The sequence below is a fragment of the Roseofilum sp. KMC-1 genome (genome assembly GCF_057802075.1).
This window is the reverse complement of sequence record NZ_CM173605.1, coordinates 4519766-4544921: the sequence shown is the minus strand read 5'-3', so window position 1 is coordinate 4544921 and position 25156 is coordinate 4519766. Positions and strand designations below refer to the sequence as shown.

The window sequence follows — 25156 nt, the reverse complement described above, 5'->3', positions numbered from 1 at the left end:
ATTCTCAATATACGGCTCATCAACTCTCTTCATATTCTAGATCATTTTTCGATATTGGGGGAATAGAGGAATCTTGAGAAGAGCCGATCCCTAATTCTCTACGGTAAATCATTCCTTGTTGGGGCATTCCTAATTCTAAACCTTGTTCATCGAAGGTTTTCTTGACTCGACGCAGATATTCTCGGATTGCATAGCTATAGACTCCCGGTTTGGTTTCAAAGCGCACTCCAATGTGCGTTCCTCCCGCATCAATGGAATGTACACCGCGCACTTCAGCTTCGATAATTTTCTCATTCCAATCTGGATCTTGCCAAAGGTCTTGGGCTAAGTTATCAAGGAGTTTTAAGGCATAATCTACATCAGTTTTATAGCCAACATAAATCAATATTTTTTTTCTAGCCCAATCTTTAGAGGAGTTTTGAACGACGCGAATTTCACTATTGGGAATGGTGATTAAACAACCTTCTTGATTTCGTAGGCTAGTAATCCGTAAATTCAGGTTTTCGACACGACCAAAAAAACCATTAATCGCAATAAAATCGCCGATCGCGTACTGATCTTCAAATAAAATCAAGCAGCCATTAAGAGTATCTTTAATTAGGGCTTGGGAGCCGAAGGAAAGGGCAAAGCCGACAATTCCAGCACCCCCTAAAATTGGAGCTAAGGGAACACCCAAGGTATTTAGGATTAATAGGCTACCTAAACCTAGAAAAAATAAGGCGATCGCCCCTTTGATAACAGGAGTAAAACTCTTAACCCGCAGGGACATGCGGTAAGAATCTTCTTCTGAGGTCGATTGATGCTCAATTAGGGCTTTAGAGAGGTAATTTAAGCCCACAAAAGAGCCTTCAATGGCCATATGGGTAGCGAGAACAAAAAAGATGAGTAAGACGGGTAAATCAAAGAGCCAATTACCCAGGGGACGGGTGAAGGGGAAGCGCCATAAAACTAAGGATAAAGACCCTAACCAGAGCAGTAATTGTAGCCAGTGTAAAACTTGAGTTTTTAGCCGAAATACTTCTTTTTGCTCTTTTTGGTTAAGGTCACGATCTAGGGCTGCCAATTGATTCCCTAAATTCGACTCTTCTGGTGAAGCGGATGTTTGCTCTTCTTTTCTCTGGTTTTGGGTCTTTTTTTTGAATCTAGACTTGATTAATTTTTCTAGATAAATTACAACTAAACTCGCCAAAATAGTCATAGAAAAAATTCCTATAGAAATCCTAATTTGGCGATGAAGATAGCTCGGCTGTAGTTCTTGATAGCCTTCAATTAGGATTTTTTTTAATCCCTCAATTGCATTAGGCGTTAATAGGGAAATGGGTTGTCCATACAACTGGCTATCTGTCTCTGTAATCTCTAAAATCTGTATGGGTTGAAGCTGGGGAGGATCGGAGGCAATTAAGACTGTATATTGGTCATATTCTTTGGCCGTAATTTGTAAGGTTTCGGGGTTAAATCCGGTGGTAATTGCTTGGTTGAGGTTGCTTTCAATGCGATCAATACGCTGCTGTAAGGGGGTTTTGCGTCTTCCTGTTTGTTCTGCTAGAGAGGGACGAGCGGCGACATCAAAGAGCTTGCGTCCATTGAGGGTAATCGTCCCATAGACTAATTGGGAACTGTCCGAGGTGACTTTTGAGATTTGATTTCCCCTAAGAAGACTGGGAATTTGCGGATATGCAGGAGGGGAAAAGTGAGGCAGGAATAGGGTGAATAGGGCGATCGCAATACCGATCGCTATCAGTCTACCATAGCGTTTGAATCGGACTTTGCATAAGGGCATCATGGGTTAGGGCGAAGAGATAGACTCTAATATTGAACCATGAATCAAGGCTTATGAGCGAAAACAAGGGGCCCTAAACCCCTTGTTTAGCCTAGCATCCTAGAAATATGTCAATCAGGGCGTTAACCTAAAATGGCTTGAGCGGCTTGTCTTCCAGAAAGGGTTGCTCCTTCCATGCTGTCAATATAATCTTGTTGGGTATAGCTTCCGGCGAGGAAAAAATTGGGAATTGGCGTTTTTTGCGCCGGACGATAGGGGTCCATTCCTGGTGCTTCTCGATAGAGAGATTGGGCGAGTTTGACCACAGAATACCAAGTCATGTTGAGATTGCGGGCAGAGGGGAACAGATCCTGCACTTGTTTTAGCACATGATTGGCGATCGCCTCATTACTTTCGCGAATAAACGGATCTCCAGGTGTTAACACCAACTGTAACAGCGATCCTTGTCCCTGTCGATAATAATCTCCAGGACTCGCCAGGGCTAAATCGGCAAAGCAGGAAAAATCAGCATCCGCCGTATACAGTAAATTATCAATTCCCGCCGCTTTTTCTAATTGCTTGCGTTGAGTTTCATCATTTAATTCCGTCACCCAACCATCAAAGCGCAATTGCACTGTAGCCACCGGAACCGTATCTAATTTATAAATATTATCGAACTCCGGCCACTTGCGCCAATCCGAGGGTAAAAGCTTTTGAATTCCCGGCACATCACAGGCACAAACATAGGCATCAGCCGTAATAGTTTCTTCCCCTTCTCCATCGGCAACCACGATGCCAGTTACCTCAGTTTTACCCAGATTTTCTGTAAACTGAATCTCCCTAACTCGGCGACGAGTGTAGATTTTTGTGCCCCGTTCTTCTAAATAATTAATAATCGGTTTATGCAGATATTCATGGGGCGATCCTTCCAACATTCTTAGCACCGAAGCTTCCGTTTTTGCGGCAAAAAATTGGAAGATAGTGAGCATACAACGAGCAGAAATATTTTCCGTATCGATAAATCCTAATGCATAGGCGATGGGGTTCCACATACGCTTCAGGGAGCCATCCGAGCCACCCTGCTTGCGAAACCAATCGGCAAAACTGATAGAATCGAGGTTACGAATCGTCCTCATTGCGCCGTCAAAGTCCACCAAACCGCGTACAATAGGACTGGTTGATAGGGCGATCGCATTCATCACCTTATCCTGAACCGAGAGTTGGGAAGTCGTGAAAAAAGCCTTCAAACCATTAAACGGCGCACCCACCAGAAAACGGAAATCTAACTCTCCCGTCTTTCCTCCCCGGTTGACAAAGATATGGGTATGTTCCTTCAAGCGCAGATTTTCAAAGGCTCCCACCTTCCGCATCAAATCAAACAGATTGTAATAGCAGCCGAAAAAGACATGCAATCCCATTTCAATAGGATTGCCGTCTGCATCCACCCAACTGCCAACCTTCCCCCCCACAAAGGCGCGGGATTCAAAAAGTTCCACCTGATGACCAGCATCAACCAATTCAACGGCAGTAGACAAGCCAGCTAAACCTGCCCCAACAATGGCAACACGCATCGAACGTCCTAAATATCCTTAACAGTTTCTTTACAGATTGTAACAGACTTTGGGTAGCCTAGATCGTCTTTTCACCCGCAGTCCCTAGGACTTCTTGATATAAAGAATCACTGATACGAAAATTTGCTTCGTTAATCAGGCGATCGATAATGGGTCGAATTTCTGATACCCATCCCCGATGCTTCGTGACTAGCAAAATTCCTAATAAACCGGTAATCGATAAACCTAAACGTAAAGCTTCTCTACGTCCGAGACGTTCATCAATTAATAACTCGTCTGCGTTTAATTCTAAGGCTAAAGCGATCGCTTCCGATTCTCCTAAGTCTAAATGATACTGATTTTGCAGCTCTTCAATCAGGGGTTGATTGCTGGGTTGATAAATCTCAATCCAATCTAGGGATAACGCGACTGCAATGCGTGCATCTTCCTGACTACCTCGCTCTAGTTCAGCAGCAACTGCGGGAGGAATCAAGACTTGTCCGTAAAGCTGTTGGAGCAAAGAAAGATAATCAATGATGGCTAACCCATTTAAAGATGATGTATCACTAACAACAATCATCTTCCTATAACCATCCCTTAGATCTCAAATGCTGGATATCTGCTTGCCATTCTTCCACATCATAATGGATGTTAATCCCGCGTTCAGCAATCAACTTTTGGAAACCGATCTGGGACAAGTTCAGGAGTTCTGCTGCTTTACCTAAACTAATTTTATCCTGCTGAAATAAGAATAAAATCAGTTCTTGCAGAAGTTGTTCTTCCGATAGTCCACTGGCTTTTACAATTTCTTCTGATATCACTAAACTCATACAATACTCTCCTTCCAGAAACCGGGTTTGTGCTATCACCTCTGTATCCTAATCTAAATTCCTCTCAGAAACCGGGTTTCTCATCTCCAGGGACAACTTGAGTCAAATGTAGGGGCGAAAAATTTTTCGCCCCTATAACCGTGTCTCATGGATTTGAATCGCCTGTTTAATTACCGGTGAAAGACTGTAGCGCTTATCTTTCCGTTCAATTAAGGAACGATGGCATAAGGAATGGAGCGCATTGATCGAGTCTGAAGATGAAAGCGCCTGATTTTGCAGCAATTGTCCTAACGTAAGCGGTTCCTCTGCTTGCGCCAACAGATGAAGCGCTTGCTGTTCTAGGGGGGATAAGCGATTGAATTGTTCCTGTAAATTGTCCTTCACATTTTCCGGTAATAATAGTCTCGGTTCGGCTGATATGTCCGTTGGCTCAATCTCTAGCTCTTGAATCAGAGAAGCCACACTTTTTAACCAGAAGGGATTGCCTTCATATTGGTTCAAAATTGCCCACTTTTCCATATCCTCTAGCTTGCTCTCTCTGAGCAGAGTTTGGCTTGATACAGGATCTAAACCTTTTAATTGCAGCATCCGAACCCCAGGAGATTGCTGATTCAGAGCAATACAGTCTCTAGGATGTTCCTAACCGATGAGAATCAAGCAACTTTGATGGGGTAAGTTTTTGATTTTCCTGAAGAAGGATTTATAAGATTCATAACCCGGTTTATATTGGCCAGCGAGTTCTCTAGGACAGCACAAGTTTTGGATGTCCTCGAATACAATCAAGCAGCGATTTTTTTGTAGATATTTAATTAGGGGTAATTCTTTCTTTTTCTCACCAGAAGCATCTTCAGCTTGAGGAGAACAGAAAATATCGATTAAGTCTGCTTCTAGCTCATTCAAAGTAGGAGCATGTTCTAGACTTCGCCAAATCACAGTTTCAAATTCAGATTTAATCTGTTCGACCAGTTGTACAGCGAGTTGAGTTTTGCCAAAAGACTGGAGGAGATGTAACCATGGTAATTCAACTTGGAGCAATCTATGATGTTGATCTCGATAGAACTACTGCTGGTGCTGTATTTACGACAATTGCAGCTCCTCTAATTGGTAGTAAAGTCGCACACTCAGTTCTTGACTTTGTTCCTGTTGTAGGATGGGCAGCTAAATCGGCAGTCGCTGCGGGTGTTACAAAAGTGGTTGGTGAAGCAATGATCCGATATTTTGAGGATTGCTCAACTCTGCCTGCATAGTTCTATTGGGGGTAGGGGCGAACGGCCGTTCGCCCCTACAGATTTTGTAAATAGTAATAGAAGGAAAAATATCAAGGAGATATTGCATCAAAAGAGTTCCTGTTCGTGAGGGGGAAGCAGTTCATCTCGATAGGACTCGAAAGCAGGGAAATCCCAGACTCCTTGATAAGATAATATTGCCTCTGGCCATTGGCAAGATGAAATTGTTGACGTTTCGATCCTGTGGCGTAATACTTGCAGAATTAAGGTCGATAGGGGCATATTAGATTGCTCCGCTTGACGGATGAGGTCTTGTTCCAGGTCTGGCGGTAAGTTGATGGTAATTTGCATCGATGATTTTCCTCAATTTATCCCTCTTTTGCCAAAATTTTATCACACCCTACTAGACCGGCAAGCTTGATTTTGAGGGTAAGAATGTAGTTGGGTTTCGTTCCTCAACCCAACACCCGTCTGACGAAAGTTGGGTTTCACTTCGTTCAACCCAACCTACAATTTTTTCGCTTGCCGGTCTACTACTGCCTAGAAGTAGCATTAATTCACGGCTGTAGGTAGACTAGAGGTAGCAAATACGGGAGGCTTGGTTTGAGCATTAATCAATCAACCGCGATCGCCACAAAACACTCTATTGGATGTAGGGGCGAAAAATTTTTCGCCCCTACGGGTTATGCTCAGGAGAAAGAATAACCACCATTACAGCGAGCCTATAGTGACACCAGCCCATCCTCTTGCGAAGATAGAGACGATATCTTCGAGAAATGACCACTCATTTAAGGCAACTATGTCCTACGATCGCGAAAAACAGGTAGCCATGGAAGCGGCCATCTTAGCCGCAAAACTCTGTCAGCAGGTACGCCAAGACATTCCAGAGGCGATCGAAAAACAAGATAAAAGCCCCGTAACCGTCGCCGACTACGGCTCCCAAGCCATTATTTGCCAAGCCCTCGGCGAAACCTTCCCCAACGATCCCATTGTCGGAGAAGAAGACGCAACCGAGCTACGCAAACCCGAAATGGCCGACACCCTCAACAAAATACTCGGTTATGTGCAAACCCTAATTCCCGATGCCACCGCCGACCAAGTAACCGACTGGATCGATCGCGGCAATGGCTCTGTATCCCCCCGATATTGGACGCTAGACCCCATTGACGGCACAAAAGGCTTTTTGCGTCAAGATCAGTATGCCGTCGCTCTAGCGCTCATTGAAGACGGGGATATCAAGGTCGGCGTTTTAGCCTGTCCCGCCATGCCCGTCGAAGGCTCAGAACCTGGTATGCTCTACATTGCCGTGCGTGGAGAAGGAGCGCAAATGATGCCCTTAACAGGAGGAGAACTGCAACCCATCCATGTCGTCAGTCCCGACGACACAGAAAACCTACGCTTTGTCGAAAGCGTAGAAGCCGCTCACGGCGATCAATCTCGCCAAAACGCCATGGCTCAAGCCGTCGGCATTACCGCTCCCTCCGTGCGCGTAGACTCCCAAGCCAAATATGGCATCGTTGCCTCTGGAAAAGCCGCCCTCTATTTGCGCTTACCCTCACCCAAATATCCCGATTACCGGGAAAATATTTGGGATCATGCCGCCGGTGCGATCGTAGTAGAAGAAGCAGGAGGAAAAGTTACCGATATGTATGGAAAACCCCTCAACTTTGCTGATGGCCAGAAAATGATGAATAACCGGGGAATTGTCGTCAGTAACGGCATCTTGCATGAGAAAATTCTCGCCGTTTTGAACAGTTAAATTCCGTAGGGGCGGGTTCACAGAGATGGAGCAATAAAAACCCAAAGCTTAATCAATCCGCCCCTAACTTGCTAACCGCTCCCAACTTAATCCCCCTTCTTTCCCCTGCCCAAACCAACGCAATAAATCGGCTGATTCACCCACCGAAAGACCAGGCAAACCCAAAGCTTTCCTCGGATTTTCTGTCGCTAAACCAATCGCTTCTCCTAACTCGCAAATCCCCCAACGCACCAAATTTTCTACCCCAGAAAACAAAGGTAAAGTCGTACCCGATAACGTACCATTGAGTAATCGTGCCGTTCCCTCCTTCACCTCAATTTCACGATTATCCCAGGGATAAACTCCATCCGGTAAACCCAAAGGAGCAAGCGCATCACTCACCAGAAAAACATTCTTAGAATTAGCCCGCAATAGAATATCAACCATCGTCGGACAAACATGAACACCATCAGCAATTAACCCACAATACACCTGAGAATTCACTAGAGCAGCACCCAATAAACCAGGATCTCGATGGTGTAAACTCGGCATAGCATTAAAGGCATGGGTAACCATAGTTGCCCCCTGTTCAAAAGCAAATTTAGCTTGCTCTAAAGTCGCTTGGGAATGCCCAAGACTCACCGTAATTCCCAAAGAAGTTAAATAAGGAATGACTTCACCCGTAGCATCGAGTTCTGGGGCAAGGGTAATGACTTTGACAATTTCTGCATAATCTCCTAACACCCGTTTCATATCTTCTAGAGTTAAAGGCAGCAGATATTCCCAAGGATGAGCGCCCCGTTTTTGCAAGTTTAAACAAGGCCCTTCTAAATGAATACCCAAGGGTTTCGCACTATTAGCTGGAGGTGAAAATTCCGCCAATACCTTTAGCGATCTATGGATATTTTCAATAGATGTAGTCACCAGAGTAGGGAGAAAACAGCTAACGCCTTGTTGCCAGAGAAATTGACAAATTTGATTCAATTTTTCCTGGTCGGCAGAGGTAATTTCTGGAAAGGCTAATCCCAATGCGCCATTAATTTGTAAGTCTATACCCCCTAAAGAGATCCAATCCCCTTGAACATCTAAGATGGGTTGCTCTCCAATCAGTCGATTTTGGGAGGGTAAGATAGCTTGAATCTTACCCTCCCGAATCACTAAAGTCTGTCTATCTGCATATCCGGGCAGGTTGGCGTTAATAATATTCAGGTTAGGATTCATCTGTTAAACCTTACAAGTCCAGTTGACCAATAATATTTTGTAGGACTTGAGCAGAGTGCTGAAGTTGTTCTTGTTCTATCTGATTCAGAGATAGATTAATTAACTTAGTCGCTCCTTGACGGTCTACTAAGGTCGGCAGACTAATACACAGTTCGGGTAATTCATATAACCCTTCTACAAAACGACTGACGGTCATAATTCGCCGTTGGTTACGCAGAATTGCTTTGACAATATCCGTTACGGCTAATCCGATCGCATAGGAAGTATAACCTTTGCGTTGAATAATTTCATAGGCAGCATTCTTGACCTGATTAAAAATCTCTGCCAACTGGGGATCGTCGCTACTTGGAGATCCCGGCCGTCCATCACAGAGTTTCATTCCAGCCACATTCACCATACTCCACACCGGAAGCTCGCTATCCCCATGTTCGCCAATAATATAGGCATGAATACTACGAGCATCAAGATTGAGTTTTTGAGAAAGCAAAATGCGGAAGCGAGCCGTATCTAATACAGTTCCTGACCCTAAAACTCGATGGCTGGGAAAACTGGATAGTTTCAGGGTGACATAGGTCATGATATCAACCGGATTACTGACAACCAGCAAAATGGCATGGGGACAATGTTGGACAACTTCTGCAATTAATCCTTGAAAAATCTTGACATTGCGTTCCACTAAGCTTAACCGACTTTCACCGGGTTTCTGACTTGCACCAGCCGTAATAATGACAATATCAGCATTTTTTCCCGCATCAGCAACCGTTCCAGCTCGAACGAGGGTAGGGGAAATGAAGGGCATTCCATGCATCAAGTCCATGACTTCGCCTTCTGTTTTTTCTTGGGCAATGTCTTGTAAGATTAATTCATCAAAACAATCTTGAATAAGTAAAGAATAGGCGCAGGCTAAACCAACTTGTCCTGCACCAATAATTACTCCTTTTCTGATGCTAAGGGGACTAGAAGTTGTCGATGAGCTGGGATTGGAAAAAAGATGTTCAAACATAAGTGGAAATGGGGAATAGGGAACAGGGAATTGGGTGAATCGAATCATGCCAAAATGATGCTGGCATATTGTGCTGCACCATAGGCGGCGCTGTCGGAAAGGGTATCAATTGACCATTCAACTCTAGTGTTTTTCAGATGGGGGAAACAATGATCGATTTCATGGCGAATCCAACCAATGGCATCGGTTTTAAATCGTTCATAGGAAGCATCTGATGCATTTTGCTGTTTTTCCTGCGCTCCCCCTGAGATCACGATCAGGTCGCAGCCAACAATATTAAGGACGGTTCGGGCTGCTCTGCCTAAGTTAGTAAAATATTCATGCCAGATATCCGTAACATCTTGTAGGGGGTCGTCGGACTGACCCAGTTGGCGCAGGGTTTTGGCCACTTCCATGGGTTCACCTTGCAGTGCTTCGGGTATGTTGCCTTGGGCTTGTCGATGTTTGACCATGTTTCTGAGTCCGAGTAAGGAGGCTCTGGTTTCAGCACATCCCGTTGCACCACATCCACAAAGGTCGGCTTTGTCGCTGCTATCGGTGAGAATATGGCCTAATTCGGCGGCGACTCCAGGAGCGCAGAAGATTTTGCCGTTGATAATTAAGGCTCCTCCTAATCCGGTTCCGGTAATAAACTGGGCCATGGAGGAGGAGGATTGATTTTGAGCTTCTCTGACCGCATATTCTCGGTAGGCGGCGGCATCGCCATCATTGAGGAGGAGTGCGGGTAAGTTGAAGCTATCGGCGAGTTTCTGTTTAACGTTTACGCCTTGCCAGGAGTGGTCAATGTTGGTGGGATAAATGCACAAGCCTGAAGGGTCGATGGGGGTGGGACAACATGCACCAATGGCTTTGACATCCTGGAGGTTGATGTTATGGGTTTGGCAAATTTCTGTGGCAGCGCTTTTAATGACACTGATGGTGGCATCGGGGCCTTCAGAGGCGCGACTGGGGTTGTCTAAACGCTCTCCAATCACCCCTTTTTCCCCATCCCATAATCCCAGTTTGACGGTGCTGGCTCCGATGTCGATACCCAGATAAATGCTCATTTTGACCTCCATTAAGCGCTATATTGCATCCTATCAAATCCTGAATCTTAATCCTCTACGCTTATGTCCGATCCTCTGGTTGGTATTATTATGGGCAGTGATTCCGATCTGCCCACTATGAAAGCGGCGATCGCCGTTTGCGAAGACTTTCAAGTGCCCGCAGAAGTGGCGATTGTCTCTGCCCATCGTACCCCCGAACGGATGGTGAGCTATGCCCAACAAGCCCATCAACGGGGTCTTAAAGTCATTATTGCCGGGGCAGGAGGGGCCGCCCATTTGCCAGGAATGGTGGCTTCTTTAACCCCTTTACCGGTGATTGGCGTGCCTGTACCCTCTCGCCATTTGCAAGGACTCGACTCCCTCTACTCCATTGTCCAGATGCCTAGAGGGATTCCAGTTGCCACCGTGGCGATCGGCAACGCTCAGAATGCCGGACTCCTAGCCATCCAAATTTTAGCCACCCATCAACCCCAACTGCTGCAACAGATTCAAGCCTATCGCCAGCAACTCAATCAATCCGTAATTGAGAAACAAACCCAATTAGAGCAGCTCGGATATCAAGATTACTTAGAAATCATGTAATATAAATTTTCAATTGAATAGACAAAAAGTATTCAAGAATACAGAATAAACTCATGAGAATTGATGCAATCTATCTATCGTATTTGCAGAACCAATTCAAGGAGTAGCCAAGCTTAAGTAAACCTTAAAACCGGCATTGAGTTTGACTTTATCTTCTATTGGACTGGTTCTATGAAAAGCTGGAAGGCTATTTGTCGTCCCCTACTCAGTGAGTAAACTGCATCTCCCAATTTGTGCGGTGATTCTCAGATCAAGAAATTCATGGAAAGACAATCATTGAAAACTCAACGCCTTGATATCGGAGGGAGTCCGAAAAATCTCCCCAACCTCTTAGCTAACCGATCCTGGAGGCAACAGCCCCCACTAAGCGCCCTACGCCTGTGGTTCGGTCGCAGTGCCCTAAACTGGATAGCCTGTATTCCCCTATCCGCAATTATCGTCGTGATTTGGGAAGTGGCAGCCAAAGCCCAAGAAGCAGCCGAAATAGATACAGGGTCTCCGGAATATATCCAAGGAGTCCTGAATACCATTTGGATTTTAATAGCTTCCATCCTGGTCATCTTCATGAATGCTGGGTTCTGCATGTTAGAAACGGGATTTTGTCGCCAGAAAAACGCCGTCAACATCCTCGCCAAAAACCTGATCGTCTTTGCCCTTGCCACTCTAGTCTTTTGGGCCATTGGCTTCTCCCTCATGTTTGGCTCCGGCAATGGCTTCGTAGGCAGTGGCGGTTGGTTCCTCAGCAGCACTGATCCAGCAACCTACGGACTCGATCCCTTCCCTGCGGGTTTACCGATTCCAGTATTCTTCTTGTTTCAAGTGGCCTTTGCTGGAACGGCTGCCACCATCGTTTCCGGAGCAGTAGCAGAACGGATTGAATTCATCGCCTTTATCCTCTTCTCCCTGCTGCTCGTAGGAATTGCCTATCCCATCTCCGGTCACTGGGTTTGGGGCGGCGGTATGTTAAGCGAGATCGGTTTCCTCGGTACAGGATTTTCTGATTTTGCCGGTTCAACCCTAGTTCACTCCGTTGGAGGTTGGTCTGCTCTCATGGGGGCAGCGATCTTAGGGCCCCGGATTGGTAAATACGAAGATGGTCAAGCCCGCGCAATTCCCGGCCACAATATGAGTATCGCCACCCTGGGATGTCTGATTCTCTGGATTGGCTGGTTCGGATTTAACCCCGGTTCCCAACTGGCGGCAGATGAAGCGGTTCCCTATATCGCAATCACCACCAACTTGGCTGGTGCTGCCGGTGGGGTATCGGCTACCATCGTTTCTTGGCTCAAAGATGGCAAGCCAGACCTCTCCATGATTATCAATGGTATTCTGGCGGGTTTAGTCGGGATCACAGCCGGTTGCGATGGAGTCTCTTACTGGGGTTCTGTGATTATTGGTGCGATTGCTGGAGTCCTGGTAGTCTATGCCGTTGGGTTTTTCGATACCGTTCTCAAAATTGATGACCCCGTAGGGGCAACTTCAGTTCACTTGGTGAATGGGATTTGGGGAACTTTAGCGGTGGGTTTGTTTAACATGGAATCCGGCCTATTTTATGGCGGTGGAGCCAATAAACTGATTGCCCAAATCATCGGTATTCTCACCATTGGTGGCTTTACGGTGCTGCTAAGTACCATCTTTTGGTTAGCCCTGAAAGCAACTGTCGGTATCCGAGTTCATCCTGAACAAGAGTTTGAAGGATTGGATATTGCCGAACATGGTATGGAGGCTTACAGTGGATTCCTAAAAGAATCTAGCGTGGTGATGAGTTCAGGCATGGCAGATGCCGTAAAGTCCACGAGTGCTAAAGGTCACAACTCTTAGCTCTTGCCCTCAAGTAAACTGATTTCCTCTCACGAGGACCGCTAAGGATTCACAGTTTTCCTTAGCGGCTTTGTTTTGTTAATGATCCGATCCTATGATGGGATTGGTAAACGAGTCTGTTGAATCGGTGTAGGGTTGTGTTCAGCCACAGAAAAAAAATTCCCATTTGGGTAGGATTATCCCTATCAGCCAATGTAGTCTTAGGTTTGTTGGCAATCCAGGGGCAGCGCGAGATTGGCTCGGTCGAAAGGCGATCGCTCCTACCGGTGACGGATCAGCCTTCAGGTATCCCGGCTCAAGCCCAGATCCTCTCAGTTACCGGGCCCCAAGAGAATTCTAACCCAGACCCTTATACCCCCCAAAGTCATCATCTCACCTATCAAGAATGGGTGGAACTGCTGGCCAAAGAAGCCCAAGTTGCCGCCGTTAAACAACCAGAAAAGTTATCGGTCTTAGCAGGAGATTCGATCAGTTTATGGTTCCCTCCCTCCCTCCTGCCCCCTGGGCGTACTTGGCTGAACCAGGGCATTTCTGGAGAAACTTCGGCGGGGTTATATCGCCGCTTACCCCTCTTGGATGGCACGAAACCGGATACAATTTTTATTCTCATTGGGATTAACGATCTCCTTAAAGGAGTGAGCGATCGCGAAATCTTGGATAACCATAAGCAAATTATTCAAGACCTAAAATGGAATCACCCCCAAACCCAATTGGTCGTTCAGTCGATCTTGCCCCATCAAGGGCCACAAGCGACTTGGGAACAAAGAGAACGTCTGCTGCAAGTGCCCAATGAACGAATTCGCCGACTCAATCAAGAACTCTGGGCCCTAGCTCGGGCCCAAGGAGTATACTATCTTGATCTATATCCCCTGTTTGCAACTGCACAAGGGAGTCTACGGGCTGAGTTGACCACCGATGGTTTACATCTCAATCATCAAGGCTATTTGATTTGGAGTGCCGCCATGCAAATGTTTAGCCAACTTCACCTAGACTCTCGCCAGGGCTATCCCTAACTTGACAACACTAAACCATCCATGGATACTAAAGCTTTTTCTAGCACGCTCAAAAAATCTGAGAATTACCATCGCAAAGGGTTCGGTCACAAAGAGGAAGTGACCCAATTGATGAATACCGCTTATCAAAGTCCCCTGGTACAACAGTTGCGGGAAAATAATTATACTCTGACTCAAGGCAAGGTAACGATCCGATTGGCCGAGTCCTTTGGATTTTGTTGGGGAGTGGAACGAGCGGTGGCCATGGCCTATGAAACCCGCGAACATTTCCCCACGGAAGCAATCTGGATTACCAATGAAATTATCCATAATCCGGCGGTCAATGACCATCTGCGCCAGATGAATGTGCAATTTATTCCGGTAGAGGGCAATACTAAAGATTTCTCTGTGGTTCAATCGGGAGATGTGGTGATTTTACCGGCTTTTGGCGCAAGCGTGCAGGAAATGAAGGAGCTATACGACAAGGAATGCAAGATTGTGGATACGACTTGCCCCTGGGTATCTAAGGTGTGGAATACGGTGGAGAGACATAAGAAAAAAAGCTACACTTCCATTATTCATGGTAAGTATAAGCATGAGGAAACGGTCGCTACCAGTTCTTTTGCCGGGAAGTATTTAATTGTGCTGAATTTGGCAGAAGCGGAATATGTCTGTAACTATATTCTTCATGGGGGAGATAAAACGGAGTTCTTGCAAAAGTTTAGTCGCGCTTGTTCTCAAGGGTTCGATCCCGATCGCGATTTAGTCGCAGTGGGAATTGCCAATCAAACGACCATGCTTAAAAGTGAAACGGAGCAAATTGGCAAGTTGTTTGAACATACTATGATGAAAAAGTATGGCCCTGATGTCTTGATGGAGCATTTTCATAGTTTTAATACCATTTGTGATGCCACCCAAGAACGCCAAGATGCCATGTTAGGCTTGGTGGAGGAAAAATTAGATCTGATGGTGGTTATTGGGGGGTTTAATTCCTCGAATACCACCCATTTACAAGAGATTGCGATCGCCAGAGGAATTCCTTCCTATCATATTGATAGCGGCGATCGCATCTTGGCTGATAATCGCATTGAGCATAAACCCTTGGAGGGCGATCTCACCATTGCAGAAAATTGGTTACCCCTTGGTGCAATTACCATCGGTATTACTTCAGGTGCTTCAACTCCCGATAAGGCGGTGGAAGAAGTGTTAGAAAAGATTTTTGCCGCTAAGGACGATTAACCGGGAAGGGAGATATGTCCCAAAAAAATGATACCCCCATTTTAATCATTGCCCTGATTGTGGGTTTGGGCGTGGTCGGTTTTGGTTTATGGTGGTTCCTGAATCGGGGAGAAGCAGAGATCCTGCCCAGTAATCCCCCAACTGAAACCCCAAATGCTCCAGTTAGCTTGGGCCCAGTGGAAGAGCGGCTCAGTCTTGGAGAGCGGCTGTTAATTGAGGAGGGGGCAACCCCCCAGAAACGGAGTGCTGTAACTCAGATAGCAAGGGCAAATTGGCAAGGGGCGATCGCCCGTAAACCTAGTCGTTCAGGTATCCAGGAAACTCTATTATCGTCGGATTTTCAGGTCATTGGGGCATCGGGAACCCTTCGCTTCTTGCCATCGGGCGATCGCAATCAGAGCCTTCAGTTAGTCGAAGTCCAACCGGGTAATAACAGTGGTTTCGGCTTTGACTTCCTGCTCCTAGATGAATAATGACAGCGCTTTGCGCCCTGTAGTGGGGGAATGGGGGAATGGGGGGAGCGAACAACAGACTCAATCTGGCTTTGAATTATTGCCGCTATCTTTAAAAACCAAAATTAATGTCCCACATAATAGCGAAAACTGCTGTATCAGCACACCATGAAAAAGCACCGATCCCAATTCCAGATCGGTGCTAGAAAAGTTTAGCCCCTTTGAATTCAGTTCAGAAGCTTGAGGATTTATTGTTTCGCGATTTCTTGAGTCAGAATTTTCAGTGCTTCGGCATATTGGGGATCGGTCTTTGTCCCAATTTCATCCCGATGTTTAACTAAATATTCTTTTTGCTCATCGGTCAGTTCCACCAAAATATCCGGTTCAATACCCAATTTATTGATATCCCGCCCATCAGGAGTCAGATATTTAGCAATAGTGACCGCTAACCCCGATCCATGGGCCAAGGGTTGCACAGACTGTACTAACCCTTTCCCAAAGGTTTGGGTTCCCACAATGACAGCTCTTTCATTATCTTGTAAGGCTCCAGAGAGGATTTCACTGGCACTAGCCGATCCACCATCAACTAGAACCACCAGAGGTTTATCCGTTAAGGGGCGACTATTAGCCCGTTGTCGCTCTGTTTCCCCTTGTCGGTCTACGGTAGAAACGATCGCCTCCCGACCCGGTAACCACATCCGGGCGATCGCCACACTTGAATATAACAATCCCCCAGGATTGGAGCGCAAGTCTAAGATATAACCGGATGCCCCTTTGGATTCCAGATCCTCAATCGCTGCACGCATCTCTTCAGCCGCCGGAGCGCTAAATTGGGTCAATCGAATATAGCCAATATTATTCCCAGCCCCTTCCTGGCGATAGCTATAGCGTACCGGATGAAGTTCGATGCGCTGGCGCTGAATGGGAAAATCCATCTCCTCTTGACCGCGTAAAATCGTTAACACCACTTGAGAATCAACGGGCCCTCGAATCAGTTTTACCGCATCATTGACATCCATTCCCGTAGTATCTTTACCATCAATTTTAATAATAAAATCTCTGGCCTGAATTCCCGCTTCAAACGCAGGAGAATCTTCAATCGGAGCAACCACCACTAGGCGATCGGTTTCTTCATCCATGGAAATCTGAATCCCGACTCCCGTCAGTTCCCCAGAAGTATCAATTTGCATATTTTTGAATTCTTCGGGGTCCATAAACCGGGTGTAGGGGTCGTTGAGTTCCTTCAACATTTCCCGGATGGCTCCATAGGCTTCTTGATCGGAGGTATAGTTTCGACTTAGATATTCTTGACGTACCTGTTCCCAATCCACCTGATTAAACGTACCATCAACATATCGATTGTTGATAATTTGCCAGACTTCATCGACTAATTCTTTGGGCCCATCTTGGAAAAAGGCTTGCCCTCTTAAATGAATGCCTGCACCAGCAACAGTTACAGCGGTCAGCATTACTGCCGTTGCACCTAAAACAAGTCCGCGTGTAGTTTTGGTCATAAGCTTCCTGAACCGGGGATATTACTTTAGCGGGAGTTAAGCCCAATCTAGCACATGCTACTCCATAGCGATCTATGGAGTAGGGGATAATGCGACCCATCGCTGCTGCGATCGCGCTTTTCTGGTTCCCTTATGCGATCGCCTTCGAGTCAAATCCGGAGATCTCGATCGAGGACTTTCTTTCCTTAACCTATTATGTTACGGATCGACCCAGCGGCCATCCGCTTTAATTAAATTGATTAACTCCTCCACGCCTCGATCTTCTGGAACCTTCTTAATTTCCTCTTTCCCTCGATACAGAGAGATATATCCCGGTTGTCTGCCCACATAACCATAGTCCGCATCAGCCATTTCCCCTGGCCCATTGACAATACATCCCATCACCGCAATATCCAAACCCGTTAAATGCTTGGTCGCTTCCCGCACCTTATGCAGCACCTCCTCCAGATTAAACAGCGTCCGGCCACAAGAAGGACAAGCCACATATTCCACCATCGTCTTACGCAGTCCCAGCGCTTGAAGAATGCTATAACATACTGGAATTTCTTTTTCTGGCGCTTCCGTCAAAGACACACGAATCGTATCCCCAATTCCATCAGCCAGCAGCGTACCAATGCCTGCGGTGGATTTAATCCGGCCATACTCCCCATCCCCCGCTTCCGTCACTCCCAGATGCAAAGGATAGCTCATCCCCAATTCATCCATCCGCTTAACCATCAAGCGGTAGGCCGCCAGCATCACCGGTACTCGTGAAGCTTTCAGGGAAATCACCAAATTATAAAAGTTGAGGGATTCACAAATACGGATAAACTCCAGAGCCGATTCTACCATCCCCTCTGGAGTATCCCCATAGGTAAATAGCATCCGCTCCGCCAACGACCCATGATTAACCCCAATTCGCATCGCTTTTCCTTGGTCGCGCAAAGAAATCACCAGGGGTTCTAAGGTTTCGCGGATTTTTTCGCCAATTTCCGCAAACTCCGCCTCTGTATATTCCTGGCGGTCTGCCTTGGGTTTTTCAAACACATATAACCCTGGATTAATCCGCACCTTATCCACATGCTTGGCCACTTCTAGGGCAATTTTCATGCCATTGTGGTGAACATCGGCCACCAGGGGAACCGGTTGATAGGTGTCTTTAAGCTTCTGCTTAATCTCTGCCAGGGCTTTAGCATGGGCTAGACTGGGAACTGTTACCCGTACAATCTCACAACCAATTTCATGTAATCGACGAATGGCGGCCACTGACCCTTCAATATCGAGGGTATCTTCATTAATCATCGATTGTACGACCACGGGATGGCCGCCCCCAATCGTAATATTGCCCACCGGCACAGGCCGAGTTTTCCGGCGCTCAATGGTGGTGGAAACTGCCGGAGAAGAGGGGGATTGAGTTTGGGTGGGATTCGGTAGAGTTTGCATAAACACTCAAGCAGATGGAAAGGCTATCAATAGGGTCTCATATTTCGGGCCATCCTGGGAATAGGAAAGGCTCTTAAGAGTCATGGTCTGGGATAATCCATTGGGGAGGAGCCATTCTTTTTTTGCGTAGGGCTTCATCAGCAATGGCCAGCATTTGATCGAGGGAGGTTTCTTGAATGAAGTTAGAGGCTTGTTGGGCGTATTCTCGATTGGGACATTGGTCACCGAGAACACATCCGTTAATACAGGCTTGGGCGCAATCAATTTTAGATTCCATGGTCGAGTTTCCTCGCTTCTACTCTTGACGTACCTTATCTTAAGTTTTGCCGATTATGCTAGTTGCTACCAGAATCGGCTTCCTGCGATTCATGAAGGGTAAAACCTTGAGAGCCTTGATCGATTTTCGCAATCGTGCTATGGTAGTTTACCTACGGACGTATAGCTCAGTTGGTTAGAGCGCCACGTTGACATCGTGGAGGTCACTGGTTCGAGTCCTGTTACGTCCATTGGGCAGTTTTAGGATGACGGTCTGAGCTGGGTCATGCAATACAACTCAACTCAGACAGTTAGTTAAATTCCCAATCTTAAACCTGAAAATTGGCGATAATCCGGCTCATGGCTTCTTCTACATGGGCGCGACTGTTGAAGGCGGAGATGCGGAAGTATCCTTCTCCGGCAGCGCCAAATCCCGATCCAGGAGTGCCCACTACATAGCACAAATTCAGTAATTTGTCAAAGAAATCCCAACTGGACAATCCTTGGGGCGTTTTCACCCAAATATAGGGGGCATGAACTCCACCATAAACAGTTAATCCAGCCTCGGAGAGCTTTTGACGGATGATTTGGGCATTTTCGAGGTAAAACTGGATGAGACCTTGAATTTGGCTTTGTCCTTCTGGGGAATAAACGGCTTCTGCGCCACGTTGGACTATATAGGAAACGCCGTTAAATTTGGTGGATTGGCGACGATTCCAGAGTTGATGGAGGGTGACTTCTGTACCATCGGCCGTTTTGGATTTGAGGCTTTTGGGAACGACGGTATAGGCACATCGAGTACCCGTAAATCCCGCATTTTTGGAGAAGGAACGAAACTCGATCGCGCAGTCTCTTGCGCCTTCAATTTCATAGATAGAATGGGGGAGTTCCGGATCGGTAATAAAGGCTTCATAGGCGGCATCAAAGAGAATCACGGAACCATTGGCTTTAGCGTAGTCTACCCAAGCCTTGAGATCAGCCTTAGATGCGGTTGCACCGGTGGGATTATTGGGGAAACAGAGATAAATAAGATCGACGGGGCGATCGGGGATTTTGGCGGTAAAGTTATTCTCAGCCGTAATCGGTAGATAGAATAACCCTTCATATTCTCCCTTATCATTAACTGGCCCCGTATGACCCGCCATGACATTAGTATCGACATACACGGGATAAACGGGATCGGTGACGGCAATGGTATTATCTTTGCCAAAAATATCAAGAATATTACCGGTATCACATTTACCGCCATCGGAAACAAAGATTTCGGAGGCATCAATGTCACATCCCCGTGCTTGGAAATCTTGGCTGGCAATCTTTTCCCGTAACCAACCATACCCTTGTTCTGGGCCATATCCCTTAAATGTAGCGCGATCGCCCATTTCTTCCACTGCCTTAATCATCGCCGTGCGGCAAGCTTCCGGTAGAGGTTCCGTCACATCCCCAATCCCCAGCTTAATAATAGGAGCATCCGGATTAGACTCAGCAAACACCTTTACCCGTCGGGCAATCTCCGGGAACAAATAGCCCGCCTTTAATTTGAGATAATTTTCGTTAATCGTGACCATTGCGGCTTTTCTTGAGACTCTTTCTACCAGCTTAGGCGTAAACCGGTATCATAGGAAGACCATTTATCCAGCCAGAGCCAGAGGTTGTTCTGGCAAGAAAGCCAGGACAATTTGCTCAGAAGGCACACCTAAATCGAGTAAGTCTTGGATAATCCCCTGTTCTAGCCCATCATATTCGAGATAAATACGTTCATCCTCTAGGGTAATGTAGATCAAGTTACCCCGCACCCTACAGCCCTGACTCCAGCCTGTTTGCATCAGGGCATAGCGGTCTTGAGTTTCATCAAACACTGTATCTAGACGAATTTGCCCGTGAGAAGGGGTTAAGCGCCCATATTTACTAATCACCTGCTTGACTTTATCTCTCAGAGTCGCGGTATCCATTGTTTCACCTCTACAATTTCCACATCCACAACCAATAGATTGAGCGGCAGGTCTCGGATGACCAATTGGCCAATCGGCTCTTGCAATAGCTCATTGTACACCTGGGTACTCACACTTAGATAAAGTTTTCGCTCTGGGTCAACTTGTGCTAAAAGCAATCGATACAGCGTATATTGTCCGATCGCTTGTTCGAGTTCAGCAATAGGCGATTTGCCCCGTAGTTCCTTAATCTCGATAGCAATGCGGTAATTATCCCGCTTGGCTCCAATAAACTGTCCGGTTATTCCTAAGTCTACAAACAAAAATCGCTCTCCATAGGAGATCACATAGGGATCATCGGTAATTATCCACCCCTCTTTTTGTAGAGCTGCTTTGACCTGAGCATGAATGAGATCTCTAGAGGGCATTACCTGAAATAACTTTGAGATAATTTTCGTTAATCGTGACCATTGCGGCTTTTCTTGAGACTCTTTCTACCAGCTTAGGCGTAAACCGGTATCATAGGAAGTGCTTCGATCAGAGTGTTGGGTTAAATTACCAGAGCCGATGAATTATCTAGTTGCCGTATTGCGCGATCGCATTCAAGCTGAGGAAGTCTACTGTGCCTTAGAAAAAGGAGGCTTACCCATAAGCCAAGTGAATATCTTAGGCAAAGGTTACAAAAGTGCCGATGAGTTTGGCCTGATCAACCCCAACCAAGCTGCCCAAAAACAAGCCCAACTGATGGCAACTTGGTTAGTCCCCTTTGGTTTTTTTGGTGGCGTTACCTTTAGTGTTATTTCTGGTCTCAATACTTTTGCCTGGGCTGGCGAAATGGGCAATCATATTGTGGGCGGACTGTTAGGTGCTGCTTCTGGGGGCTTAGGAGCCTTATTTGTCGGGGGGGGTGTGGGTTTAATTAGCGGTAGTGGCGATGCACTTCCCTATCGCAACCGCTTACAAGAAGGCAAGTATTTAATTGTGGTACAAGGATCGAGTAGTCTGATTGAACAAGCGACGATTATTATTCGCCCCTTTGAACCAGAAAGTTTACAAGGCTATACTGCACCCAATCCCTCCTAAAATATGAGAATGCTGAAAGTTATTGCAGCCCATGAAGCCCAGGATCTAATCGCAGAATTGGATATCTATCTCCAGGGGTTTTATCCCGATGAAAGCAATCATTTAGATTCTGTGGATGTTCTCTCTCAAGAGAATGTCTATATGGTTGGCGCTTTTGTAGAGGATGAATTAGCGGGAATGGGTGCAGTTAAAGGATTTGATGATTATGGGGAGATGAAACGCTTGTATGTTAAGCCAGAGTTCAGAGGTCAAGGGTTAGCCCGGATGATTATAGGGGAACTGGAAAAGCATCTGATAAATTTGGGAAGGGGTGAGGCGAAGTTAGAAACGGGCATTTATCAAACTGAAGCGATTCGTCTCTATCGAAAATTAGGATATGTGGACTGTCCCCCGTTTGGAGACTATGGAGAAGATCCTTACAGTGTGTATATGGTTAAAAGCATACTTGAAAATCCGTTGAATTCGGTATAATCTGGAAAAGTTGGCATCTGGGCCAAATTGATAACTATCAAATTCAATGAATTCATCAGGGTTAATGAGTGATAAGTCTCTTTGCCGTATCGGAGTCTTTTACGATGGGTCATACTTTACCTATGCCCAAAGTTATTTTTATGGAGAACGTAAGTTAGGCTGGCTCTCGTTTCCGCCAATTCATAGTCTAATTGAGAGCTTTATTAGTACACAAGAACAAGGCTATTTTCATTATCGCGTAGTCTATGCTGGCTGGTATCAGGGACTATTCACTTCTTCTGAATCAACCGATCATAACCGTAGAATTGACAGAAATCGGCAGATTGATTTGATGTATGCAGGCATTGAACCAAAGTATATGCCTATGTCCAAAAATAAAGGTGAAAAAGGGATTGATATTGCTATGGCTATTGATATACTTGAGATTGGTTTGGAGGGGAAAATAGATGTAGCGGTATTAATTACAGCAGATGGAGATTTTGTACCTTTAGTGCGTGCCTTAATGAAGAATGGCATCCGTGTAGCAACTGTGTATTTTGAATATCAAGCTCAGAATAGACAAACTTATGTCAGTGAAAGTCTGTTAAATGTGAGTAACTATACTTTGAATATTAATGAGTTAGAAAAAGATCGCAAGAAAGAAGGATTATTTAGAAGTTTATTTAGACAAGCCAATAAATCCCTAGATTGATTACATTTGACCTAACTATCCCGATAGGCTTTGGGAGTCATCCCGGTGACTTGTCGGAATTGTTTGCTTAGATGACTATGGCTGCTAAAGCCACAATCTAAGGCAATTTCAATGATAGATCGATCGCCGGATTTCAGAATCTGTTTGGCTCGTTCAATCCGTTGCTGAATTACATATTGATGGGGGGATAGGCCGATGGATTGCTTGAATAAACGGCTAAAATGAAATGGACTCATGTCGAGCAATTGAGCTAGATTTTTCAGTTGAATGGGTTGATCGAGATGGGCATCAATGTAATCTAAAATTCGTTGCAGTTGGCGAGGGGGTAACCCTCCCTCATAAACGGGTAATTGGGGTTGGGTGGTGGCATGATGGCGAAGAAAATTGACGGCTAAAACATGGGTGAGGGAATCTAAATACAGGGGGCTGGTCAATTCGGGTTGTTGCAATTCAGCAAGGAGCATTTTGGCGATCGCCTCTAGGGGAGAATGACGTACCTGAAACTGGGGTATGATTTGTAGGCGATCGCTATCTTGACTCAGAGTTTCCCTAGCCACATCGCGCAAAAGGCGATCGCTCACCTGAAGCAGCAAGCAATCTTCCTCCCCCTTCCATCGCACAAATAAAGGGGTATTCGCAGGCGTAATTAACAAATCTCCAGCACGATATAACCCCCGATAAGTCTTGCCATCTTGAGATTGCACATACTCAATCGGACGGGGTGCAAGAGAGATAAATAAGCTATGCTCATCCCGGAAATGACAACTCCCTTCCCCAGTCGGATTCTGGAGTCGGGTCACTTGAACCGTTTCCTGATGCTCAGATAAGTGACAATCTTCAACAGGTGAAAGAGCAGGATGGTGCATGTTAAGGAACCCAGTAAGCCTTGTGTCGATTATATAGTCTACTCAACTGAATCGGCTTCCCGGTTAATCCCCTGCTTTCCTGTACGGACTTTACCCTTTAGCTTTGAGTTAAAATAGGGATCGAGCCGTTAACCCCCTATGCGAGTGACACCCCTATCCCCCATTAATGCCGCCCAAGATCGGCCAGCTCACCAGACAATCCACAGCGAAAATAATACTAAAACCGTTATTCTGGCCGGTGTGGTAGGTAATGTAATCGAATGGTACGATTTTGCCCTTTATGGCTATTTAGCTCCCATTATTTCCGTACTATTTTTTCCCCATAATAACGAACTGATCTCCCTACTACAAACCTATGGTGTATTTGCAGCCGGGTTTGTTATGCGACCTATTGGTGCGGTAATTTTCGGTTATATTGGCGATCGCGTCAGTCGTCGTACTGAACTCTTTATTTCCGTCATCTTAATGGCAATTCCCACCTTCCTGTTAGGTCTCCTACCCACCTATAGCCAGATTGGGATTGCCGCACCAGCGATCTTAATTTTGCTCAGATTAGTACAAGGGTTATCCGTAGGTGGTGAATTCACGGGATCGGTCACCTATGTAGCCGAAACTGCGCCCCAAACTCGGCGCGGGTTCACTACTAGCTTTGTCAATGTGGGGTCTACCACCGGTTTATTGTTAGGTTTAGGAATGGTTGCCCTCCTTACCCATCTCCTCTCTGAGATTGATTTATACCATTGGGGCTGGCGCTTGCCCTTCTTGTTTGGTGGGGTATTGGGATTAACCGGACTCTACATTCGGACGAATCTACCGGATTCAGAGGTGTTTGAAGAACACCAGCAGGAAAGACAAGTTCCCCTACTCAAGGCTCTGAGAAAATCCTTAGTCCCCATGCTGCAATCTATGTGTTATGCCGGGGCCTACAGTTCGACCTATTACATTATTATGGTCTATATTCCGACCTACTTGGATCGGTTTACGGATATGCCCCGTAGTAGTGTTTTAGCTGTCAATGTGGTTGCCCTAGTTATTCAGATTGCCCTGCTTCCCCTCTTGGGTTGGTTATCTGATAGTGCCCTACGGCGTAAATCCTTGTTGTTGCTGGCAACCCTGAGCGTGGGGTTATTAAGTTTTCCTGGATTTTGGCTGTTGTTGCAACCGGATCGTTACCAAGTTTGGTTAGCTCAAATCTTATTGGCAGTCTCCATCGTCCCCTTATTAGCAGCCTCTCCCGTGATGATGGTAGAACTGTTTCCTACAGAGACTCGCCTGACTGCCTATTCTCTGTCGTTTAATCTAGGGGCAAGTATTATGGGGGGAACGTCTCTGTTGGTTTGTACTTGGCTGATTAATATCAGTGGAAATATTTACGCTCCTGCACTGTATTTAGCCATTAGTGCGGTAATTAGTACGATCGCCTTGGGGTTTATGGGCGATCGCAGCCGCGAACCCTTACTTTAGCAA

The 25156-nt window shown here is 46.0% G+C and carries 28 protein-coding genes and 1 tRNA gene; 12 read left to right on the top strand and 17 right to left on the bottom strand.

The annotated features are described in order from the left end of the window. Positions 1-19: 19 nt before the first annotated feature. From AC3FZD_RS20925 to AC3FZD_RS20900, 6 genes are all read right to left on the bottom strand, one after another. Positions 20-1783 carry a mechanosensitive ion channel family protein gene (locus AC3FZD_RS20925; RefSeq protein WP_488737879.1) on the bottom strand — a complete coding sequence of 588 codons (1764 nt, stop codon included), beginning with the start codon at positions 1781-1783 and terminating at the stop codon, positions 20-22. Between the two features lie 119 nt (positions 1784-1902). Then, positions 1903-3330 carry a 9,9'-di-cis-zeta-carotene desaturase gene (zds, locus tag AC3FZD_RS20920; protein WP_488737878.1) on the bottom strand — a complete coding sequence of 476 codons (1428 nt, stop codon included), beginning with the start codon at positions 3328-3330 and terminating at the stop codon, positions 1903-1905. Between the two features lie 58 nt (positions 3331-3388). Next, the gene (locus AC3FZD_RS20915) at positions 3389-3889 is read right to left on the bottom strand and encodes a PIN domain-containing protein (protein WP_488737877.1); all 501 of its coding nucleotides are present in this window, start codon (positions 3887-3889) and stop codon (positions 3389-3391) included. Positions 3890-3893: 4 nt separating this feature from the next. Beyond that, the gene (locus AC3FZD_RS20910) at positions 3894-4139 is read right to left on the bottom strand and encodes a UPF0175 family protein (protein ID WP_488737876.1); all 246 of its coding nucleotides are present in this window, start codon (positions 4137-4139) and stop codon (positions 3894-3896) included. A gap of 132 nt (positions 4140-4271) precedes the next feature. After that, the gene (locus AC3FZD_RS20905; RefSeq protein WP_488737875.1) at positions 4272-4727 is read right to left on the bottom strand and encodes a hypothetical protein; all 456 of its coding nucleotides are present in this window, start codon (positions 4725-4727) and stop codon (positions 4272-4274) included. Positions 4728-4778: 51 nt separating this feature from the next. After that, on the bottom strand, positions 4779-5174 hold the full coding sequence (locus tag AC3FZD_RS20900; protein WP_488737874.1) for an NB-ARC domain-containing protein: 396 nt from the start codon (positions 5172-5174) through the stop codon (positions 4779-4781). Between AC3FZD_RS20900 and AC3FZD_RS20895 the strand changes: the two genes are divergently transcribed. Next, entirely contained in the window at positions 5153-5386 is a 234-nt protein-coding gene (locus AC3FZD_RS20895; RefSeq protein ID WP_488737873.1) for a hypothetical protein, read from the top strand. The two genes, AC3FZD_RS20900 and AC3FZD_RS20895, sit on opposite strands and share 22 nt — an antisense overlap. A gap of 87 nt (positions 5387-5473) precedes the next feature. On the opposite strand, the gene AC3FZD_RS20890 is transcribed toward AC3FZD_RS20895, so the two are convergent. Beyond that, the gene (locus AC3FZD_RS20890) at positions 5474-5716 is read right to left on the bottom strand and encodes a hypothetical protein (RefSeq protein WP_488737872.1); all 243 of its coding nucleotides are present in this window, start codon (positions 5714-5716) and stop codon (positions 5474-5476) included. 448 nt (positions 5717-6164) lie between these two features. Between AC3FZD_RS20890 and AC3FZD_RS20885 the strand changes: the two genes are divergently transcribed. Beyond that, positions 6165-7124 (top strand): 3'(2'),5'-bisphosphate nucleotidase, encoded by a 960-nt coding sequence (locus AC3FZD_RS20885; protein WP_488737871.1) that lies wholly within the window; start codon positions 6165-6167, stop codon positions 7122-7124. Positions 7125-7187: 63 nt separating this feature from the next. Here the strand turns inward: AC3FZD_RS20885 and nagA are convergent, their stop codons facing one another. Genes nagA through AC3FZD_RS20870 form a run of 3 tightly spaced genes read right to left on the bottom strand, consistent with a single transcriptional unit; the run spans position 7188 to position 10373 of the window. Then, positions 7188-8324 carry an N-acetylglucosamine-6-phosphate deacetylase gene (gene nagA, locus AC3FZD_RS20880; protein ID WP_488737870.1) on the bottom strand — a complete coding sequence of 379 codons (1137 nt, stop codon included), beginning with the start codon at positions 8322-8324 and terminating at the stop codon, positions 7188-7190. A 10-nt stretch (positions 8325-8334) separates the two neighbouring features. Further along, a complete protein-coding gene (locus tag AC3FZD_RS20875) occupies positions 8335-9327 on the bottom strand; it encodes an L-lactate dehydrogenase (RefSeq protein ID WP_488737869.1) in 993 nt (330 codons plus the stop codon). A gap of 44 nt (positions 9328-9371) precedes the next feature. Further along, positions 9372-10373 (bottom strand): ROK family protein, encoded by a 1002-nt coding sequence (locus AC3FZD_RS20870; RefSeq protein ID WP_488737868.1) that lies wholly within the window; start codon positions 10371-10373, stop codon positions 9372-9374. Positions 10374-10436: 63 nt separating this feature from the next. On the opposite strand from AC3FZD_RS20870, the gene purE reads away from it, so the two are divergent. The 5 genes from purE (at position 10437) to AC3FZD_RS20845 (ending at position 15480) form a co-directional block, all read left to right on the top strand. Then, complete coding sequence (gene purE / locus AC3FZD_RS20865) at positions 10437-10955, top strand: 5-(carboxyamino)imidazole ribonucleotide mutase (protein ID WP_488737867.1); 519 nt, start codon at positions 10437-10439, stop codon at positions 10953-10955. A gap of 261 nt (positions 10956-11216) precedes the next feature. Then, on the top strand, positions 11217-12776 hold the full coding sequence (locus AC3FZD_RS20860) for an ammonium transporter (protein WP_488737866.1): 1560 nt from the start codon (positions 11217-11219) through the stop codon (positions 12774-12776). 137 nt (positions 12777-12913) lie between these two features. Then, entirely contained in the window at positions 12914-13789 is an 876-nt protein-coding gene (locus tag AC3FZD_RS20855; protein ID WP_488737865.1) for an SGNH/GDSL hydrolase family protein, read from the top strand. Between the two features lie 21 nt (positions 13790-13810). Next, positions 13811-15007 carry a 4-hydroxy-3-methylbut-2-enyl diphosphate reductase gene (locus tag AC3FZD_RS20850; RefSeq protein WP_488737864.1) on the top strand — a complete coding sequence of 399 codons (1197 nt, stop codon included), beginning with the start codon at positions 13811-13813 and terminating at the stop codon, positions 15005-15007. A gap of 14 nt (positions 15008-15021) precedes the next feature. After that, the gene (locus AC3FZD_RS20845) at positions 15022-15480 is read left to right on the top strand and encodes a hypothetical protein (RefSeq protein ID WP_488737863.1); all 459 of its coding nucleotides are present in this window, start codon (positions 15022-15024) and stop codon (positions 15478-15480) included. Positions 15481-15707: 227 nt separating this feature from the next. Here AC3FZD_RS20845 and ctpC read toward each other — a convergent pair whose 3' ends face one another. The 3 genes from ctpC to AC3FZD_RS20830 all read right to left on the bottom strand — a co-directional run bounded on the left by ctpC (position 15708) and on the right by AC3FZD_RS20830 (position 18672). Further along, on the bottom strand, positions 15708-16973 hold the full coding sequence (ctpC, locus tag AC3FZD_RS20840; RefSeq protein WP_488737862.1) for a carboxyl-terminal processing protease CtpC: 1266 nt from the start codon (positions 16971-16973) through the stop codon (positions 15708-15710). 198 nt (positions 16974-17171) lie between these two features. Beyond that, positions 17172-18395, bottom strand: a complete 1224-nt coding sequence (gene ispG, locus AC3FZD_RS20835; RefSeq protein ID WP_488737861.1) for a (E)-4-hydroxy-3-methylbut-2-enyl-diphosphate synthase — start codon at positions 18393-18395, stop codon at positions 17172-17174. 73 nt (positions 18396-18468) lie between these two features. Beyond that, positions 18469-18672 (bottom strand): hypothetical protein, encoded by a 204-nt coding sequence (locus AC3FZD_RS20830; protein WP_488737860.1) that lies wholly within the window; start codon positions 18670-18672, stop codon positions 18469-18471. A 155-nt stretch (positions 18673-18827) separates the two neighbouring features. On the opposite strand from AC3FZD_RS20830, the gene AC3FZD_RS20825 reads away from it, so the two are divergent. Continuing rightward, positions 18828-18901 (top strand) — tRNA-Val (locus tag AC3FZD_RS20825). Between the two features lie 78 nt (positions 18902-18979). Here AC3FZD_RS20825 and AC3FZD_RS20820 read toward each other — a convergent pair. From AC3FZD_RS20820 to AC3FZD_RS20810, 3 genes are all read right to left on the bottom strand, one after another. Then, positions 18980-20215 (bottom strand): LL-diaminopimelate aminotransferase, encoded by a 1236-nt coding sequence (locus AC3FZD_RS20820; RefSeq protein ID WP_488737859.1) that lies wholly within the window; start codon positions 20213-20215, stop codon positions 18980-18982. Between the two features lie 63 nt (positions 20216-20278). Then, a complete protein-coding gene (locus AC3FZD_RS20815) occupies positions 20279-20599 on the bottom strand; it encodes an element excision factor XisI family protein (RefSeq protein ID WP_488737858.1) in 321 nt (106 codons plus the stop codon). After that, positions 20581-21006 carry a XisH family protein gene (locus AC3FZD_RS20810; RefSeq protein ID WP_488737857.1) on the bottom strand — a complete coding sequence of 142 codons (426 nt, stop codon included), beginning with the start codon at positions 21004-21006 and terminating at the stop codon, positions 20581-20583. Before AC3FZD_RS20810 ends, AC3FZD_RS20815 begins: the two co-directional genes overlap by 19 nt. Positions 21007-21145: 139 nt before the next feature. Between AC3FZD_RS20810 and AC3FZD_RS20805 the strand changes: the two genes are divergently transcribed. Genes AC3FZD_RS20805 through AC3FZD_RS20795 form a run of 3 tightly spaced genes read left to right on the top strand, consistent with a single transcriptional unit; the run spans position 21146 to position 22823 of the window. Continuing rightward, entirely contained in the window at positions 21146-21661 is a 516-nt protein-coding gene (locus tag AC3FZD_RS20805; RefSeq protein WP_488737856.1) for a hypothetical protein, read from the top strand. Between the two features lie 9 nt (positions 21662-21670). Continuing rightward, positions 21671-22132 carry a GNAT family N-acetyltransferase gene (locus AC3FZD_RS20800; protein ID WP_488737855.1) on the top strand — a complete coding sequence of 154 codons (462 nt, stop codon included), beginning with the start codon at positions 21671-21673 and terminating at the stop codon, positions 22130-22132. A 46-nt stretch (positions 22133-22178) separates the two neighbouring features. Further along, positions 22179-22823, top strand: coding sequence for an NYN domain-containing protein (locus tag AC3FZD_RS20795; RefSeq protein WP_488737854.1), 645 nt, complete (start codon positions 22179-22181; stop codon positions 22821-22823). 11 nt (positions 22824-22834) lie between these two features. Here AC3FZD_RS20795 and AC3FZD_RS20790 read toward each other — a convergent pair whose 3' ends face one another. Continuing rightward, the gene (locus AC3FZD_RS20790; RefSeq protein ID WP_488737853.1) at positions 22835-23689 is read right to left on the bottom strand and encodes an AraC family transcriptional regulator; all 855 of its coding nucleotides are present in this window, start codon (positions 23687-23689) and stop codon (positions 22835-22837) included. Positions 23690-23833: 144 nt separating this feature from the next. Here AC3FZD_RS20790 and AC3FZD_RS20785 point away from each other — a divergent pair, with 144 nt between their 5' ends. After that, a complete protein-coding gene (locus AC3FZD_RS20785; RefSeq protein WP_488737852.1) occupies positions 23834-25153 on the top strand; it encodes an MFS transporter in 1320 nt (439 codons plus the stop codon). Positions 25154-25156 lie beyond the last annotated feature (3 nt).

What these genes read in the sequence shown, in the direction of transcription:
- AC3FZD_RS20810 (WP_488737857.1), bottom strand. Translation starts at nt 21,006, where the DNA reads ATGCCCTCTAGAGATCTCATTCATGCTCAGGTCAAAGCAGCTCTACAA.
- AC3FZD_RS20830 (WP_488737860.1), bottom strand. Translation starts at nt 18,672, where the DNA reads ATGGAATCTAAAATTGATTGCGCCCAAGCCTGTATTAACGGATGTGTT.
- AC3FZD_RS20815 (WP_488737858.1), bottom strand. Translation starts at nt 20,599, where the DNA reads ATGGATACCGCGACTCTGAGAGATAAAGTCAAGCAGGTGATTAGTAAA.
- AC3FZD_RS20905 (WP_488737875.1), bottom strand. Translation starts at nt 4,727, where the DNA reads ATGCTGCAATTAAAAGGTTTAGATCCTGTATCAAGCCAAACTCTGCTC.
- AC3FZD_RS20890 (WP_488737872.1), bottom strand. Translation starts at nt 5,716, where the DNA reads ATGCAAATTACCATCAACTTACCGCCAGACCTGGAACAAGACCTCATC.
- AC3FZD_RS20850 (WP_488737864.1), top strand. Translation starts at nt 13,811, where the DNA reads ATGGATACTAAAGCTTTTTCTAGCACGCTCAAAAAATCTGAGAATTAC.
- purE (WP_488737867.1), top strand. Translation starts at nt 10,437, where the DNA reads ATGTCCGATCCTCTGGTTGGTATTATTATGGGCAGTGATTCCGATCTG.
- nagA (WP_488737870.1), bottom strand. Translation starts at nt 8,324, where the DNA reads ATGAATCCTAACCTGAATATTATTAACGCCAACCTGCCCGGATATGCA.
- AC3FZD_RS20820 (WP_488737859.1), bottom strand. Translation starts at nt 20,215, where the DNA reads ATGGTCACGATTAACGAAAATTATCTCAAATTAAAGGCGGGCTATTTG.
- AC3FZD_RS20875 (WP_488737869.1), bottom strand. Translation starts at nt 9,327, where the DNA reads ATGTTTGAACATCTTTTTTCCAATCCCAGCTCATCGACAACTTCTAGT.
- AC3FZD_RS20910 (WP_488737876.1), bottom strand. Translation starts at nt 4,139, where the DNA reads ATGAGTTTAGTGATATCAGAAGAAATTGTAAAAGCCAGTGGACTATCG.
- AC3FZD_RS20895 (WP_488737873.1), top strand. Translation starts at nt 5,153, where the DNA reads ATGGTAATTCAACTTGGAGCAATCTATGATGTTGATCTCGATAGAACT.
- AC3FZD_RS20925 (WP_488737879.1), bottom strand. Translation starts at nt 1,783, where the DNA reads ATGATGCCCTTATGCAAAGTCCGATTCAAACGCTATGGTAGACTGATA.
- AC3FZD_RS20790 (WP_488737853.1), bottom strand. Translation starts at nt 23,689, where the DNA reads ATGCACCATCCTGCTCTTTCACCTGTTGAAGATTGTCACTTATCTGAG.
- ispG (WP_488737861.1), bottom strand. Translation starts at nt 18,395, where the DNA reads ATGCAAACTCTACCGAATCCCACCCAAACTCAATCCCCCTCTTCTCCG.
- AC3FZD_RS20845 (WP_488737863.1), top strand. Translation starts at nt 15,022, where the DNA reads ATGTCCCAAAAAAATGATACCCCCATTTTAATCATTGCCCTGATTGTG.
- AC3FZD_RS20860 (WP_488737866.1), top strand. Translation starts at nt 11,217, where the DNA reads ATGGAAAGACAATCATTGAAAACTCAACGCCTTGATATCGGAGGGAGT.
- AC3FZD_RS20795 (WP_488737854.1), top strand. Translation starts at nt 22,179, where the DNA reads ATGAATTCATCAGGGTTAATGAGTGATAAGTCTCTTTGCCGTATCGGA.
- AC3FZD_RS20870 (WP_488737868.1), bottom strand. Translation starts at nt 10,373, where the DNA reads ATGAGCATTTATCTGGGTATCGACATCGGAGCCAGCACCGTCAAACTG.
- zds (WP_488737878.1), bottom strand. Translation starts at nt 3,330, where the DNA reads ATGCGTGTTGCCATTGTTGGGGCAGGTTTAGCTGGCTTGTCTACTGCC.
- AC3FZD_RS20800 (WP_488737855.1), top strand. Translation starts at nt 21,671, where the DNA reads ATGCTGAAAGTTATTGCAGCCCATGAAGCCCAGGATCTAATCGCAGAA.
- AC3FZD_RS20915 (WP_488737877.1), bottom strand. Translation starts at nt 3,889, where the DNA reads ATGATTGTTGTTAGTGATACATCATCTTTAAATGGGTTAGCCATCATT.
- ctpC (WP_488737862.1), bottom strand. Translation starts at nt 16,973, where the DNA reads ATGACCAAAACTACACGCGGACTTGTTTTAGGTGCAACGGCAGTAATG.
- AC3FZD_RS20885 (WP_488737871.1), top strand. Translation starts at nt 6,165, where the DNA reads ATGTCCTACGATCGCGAAAAACAGGTAGCCATGGAAGCGGCCATCTTA.
- AC3FZD_RS20805 (WP_488737856.1), top strand. Translation starts at nt 21,146, where the DNA reads ATGAATTATCTAGTTGCCGTATTGCGCGATCGCATTCAAGCTGAGGAA.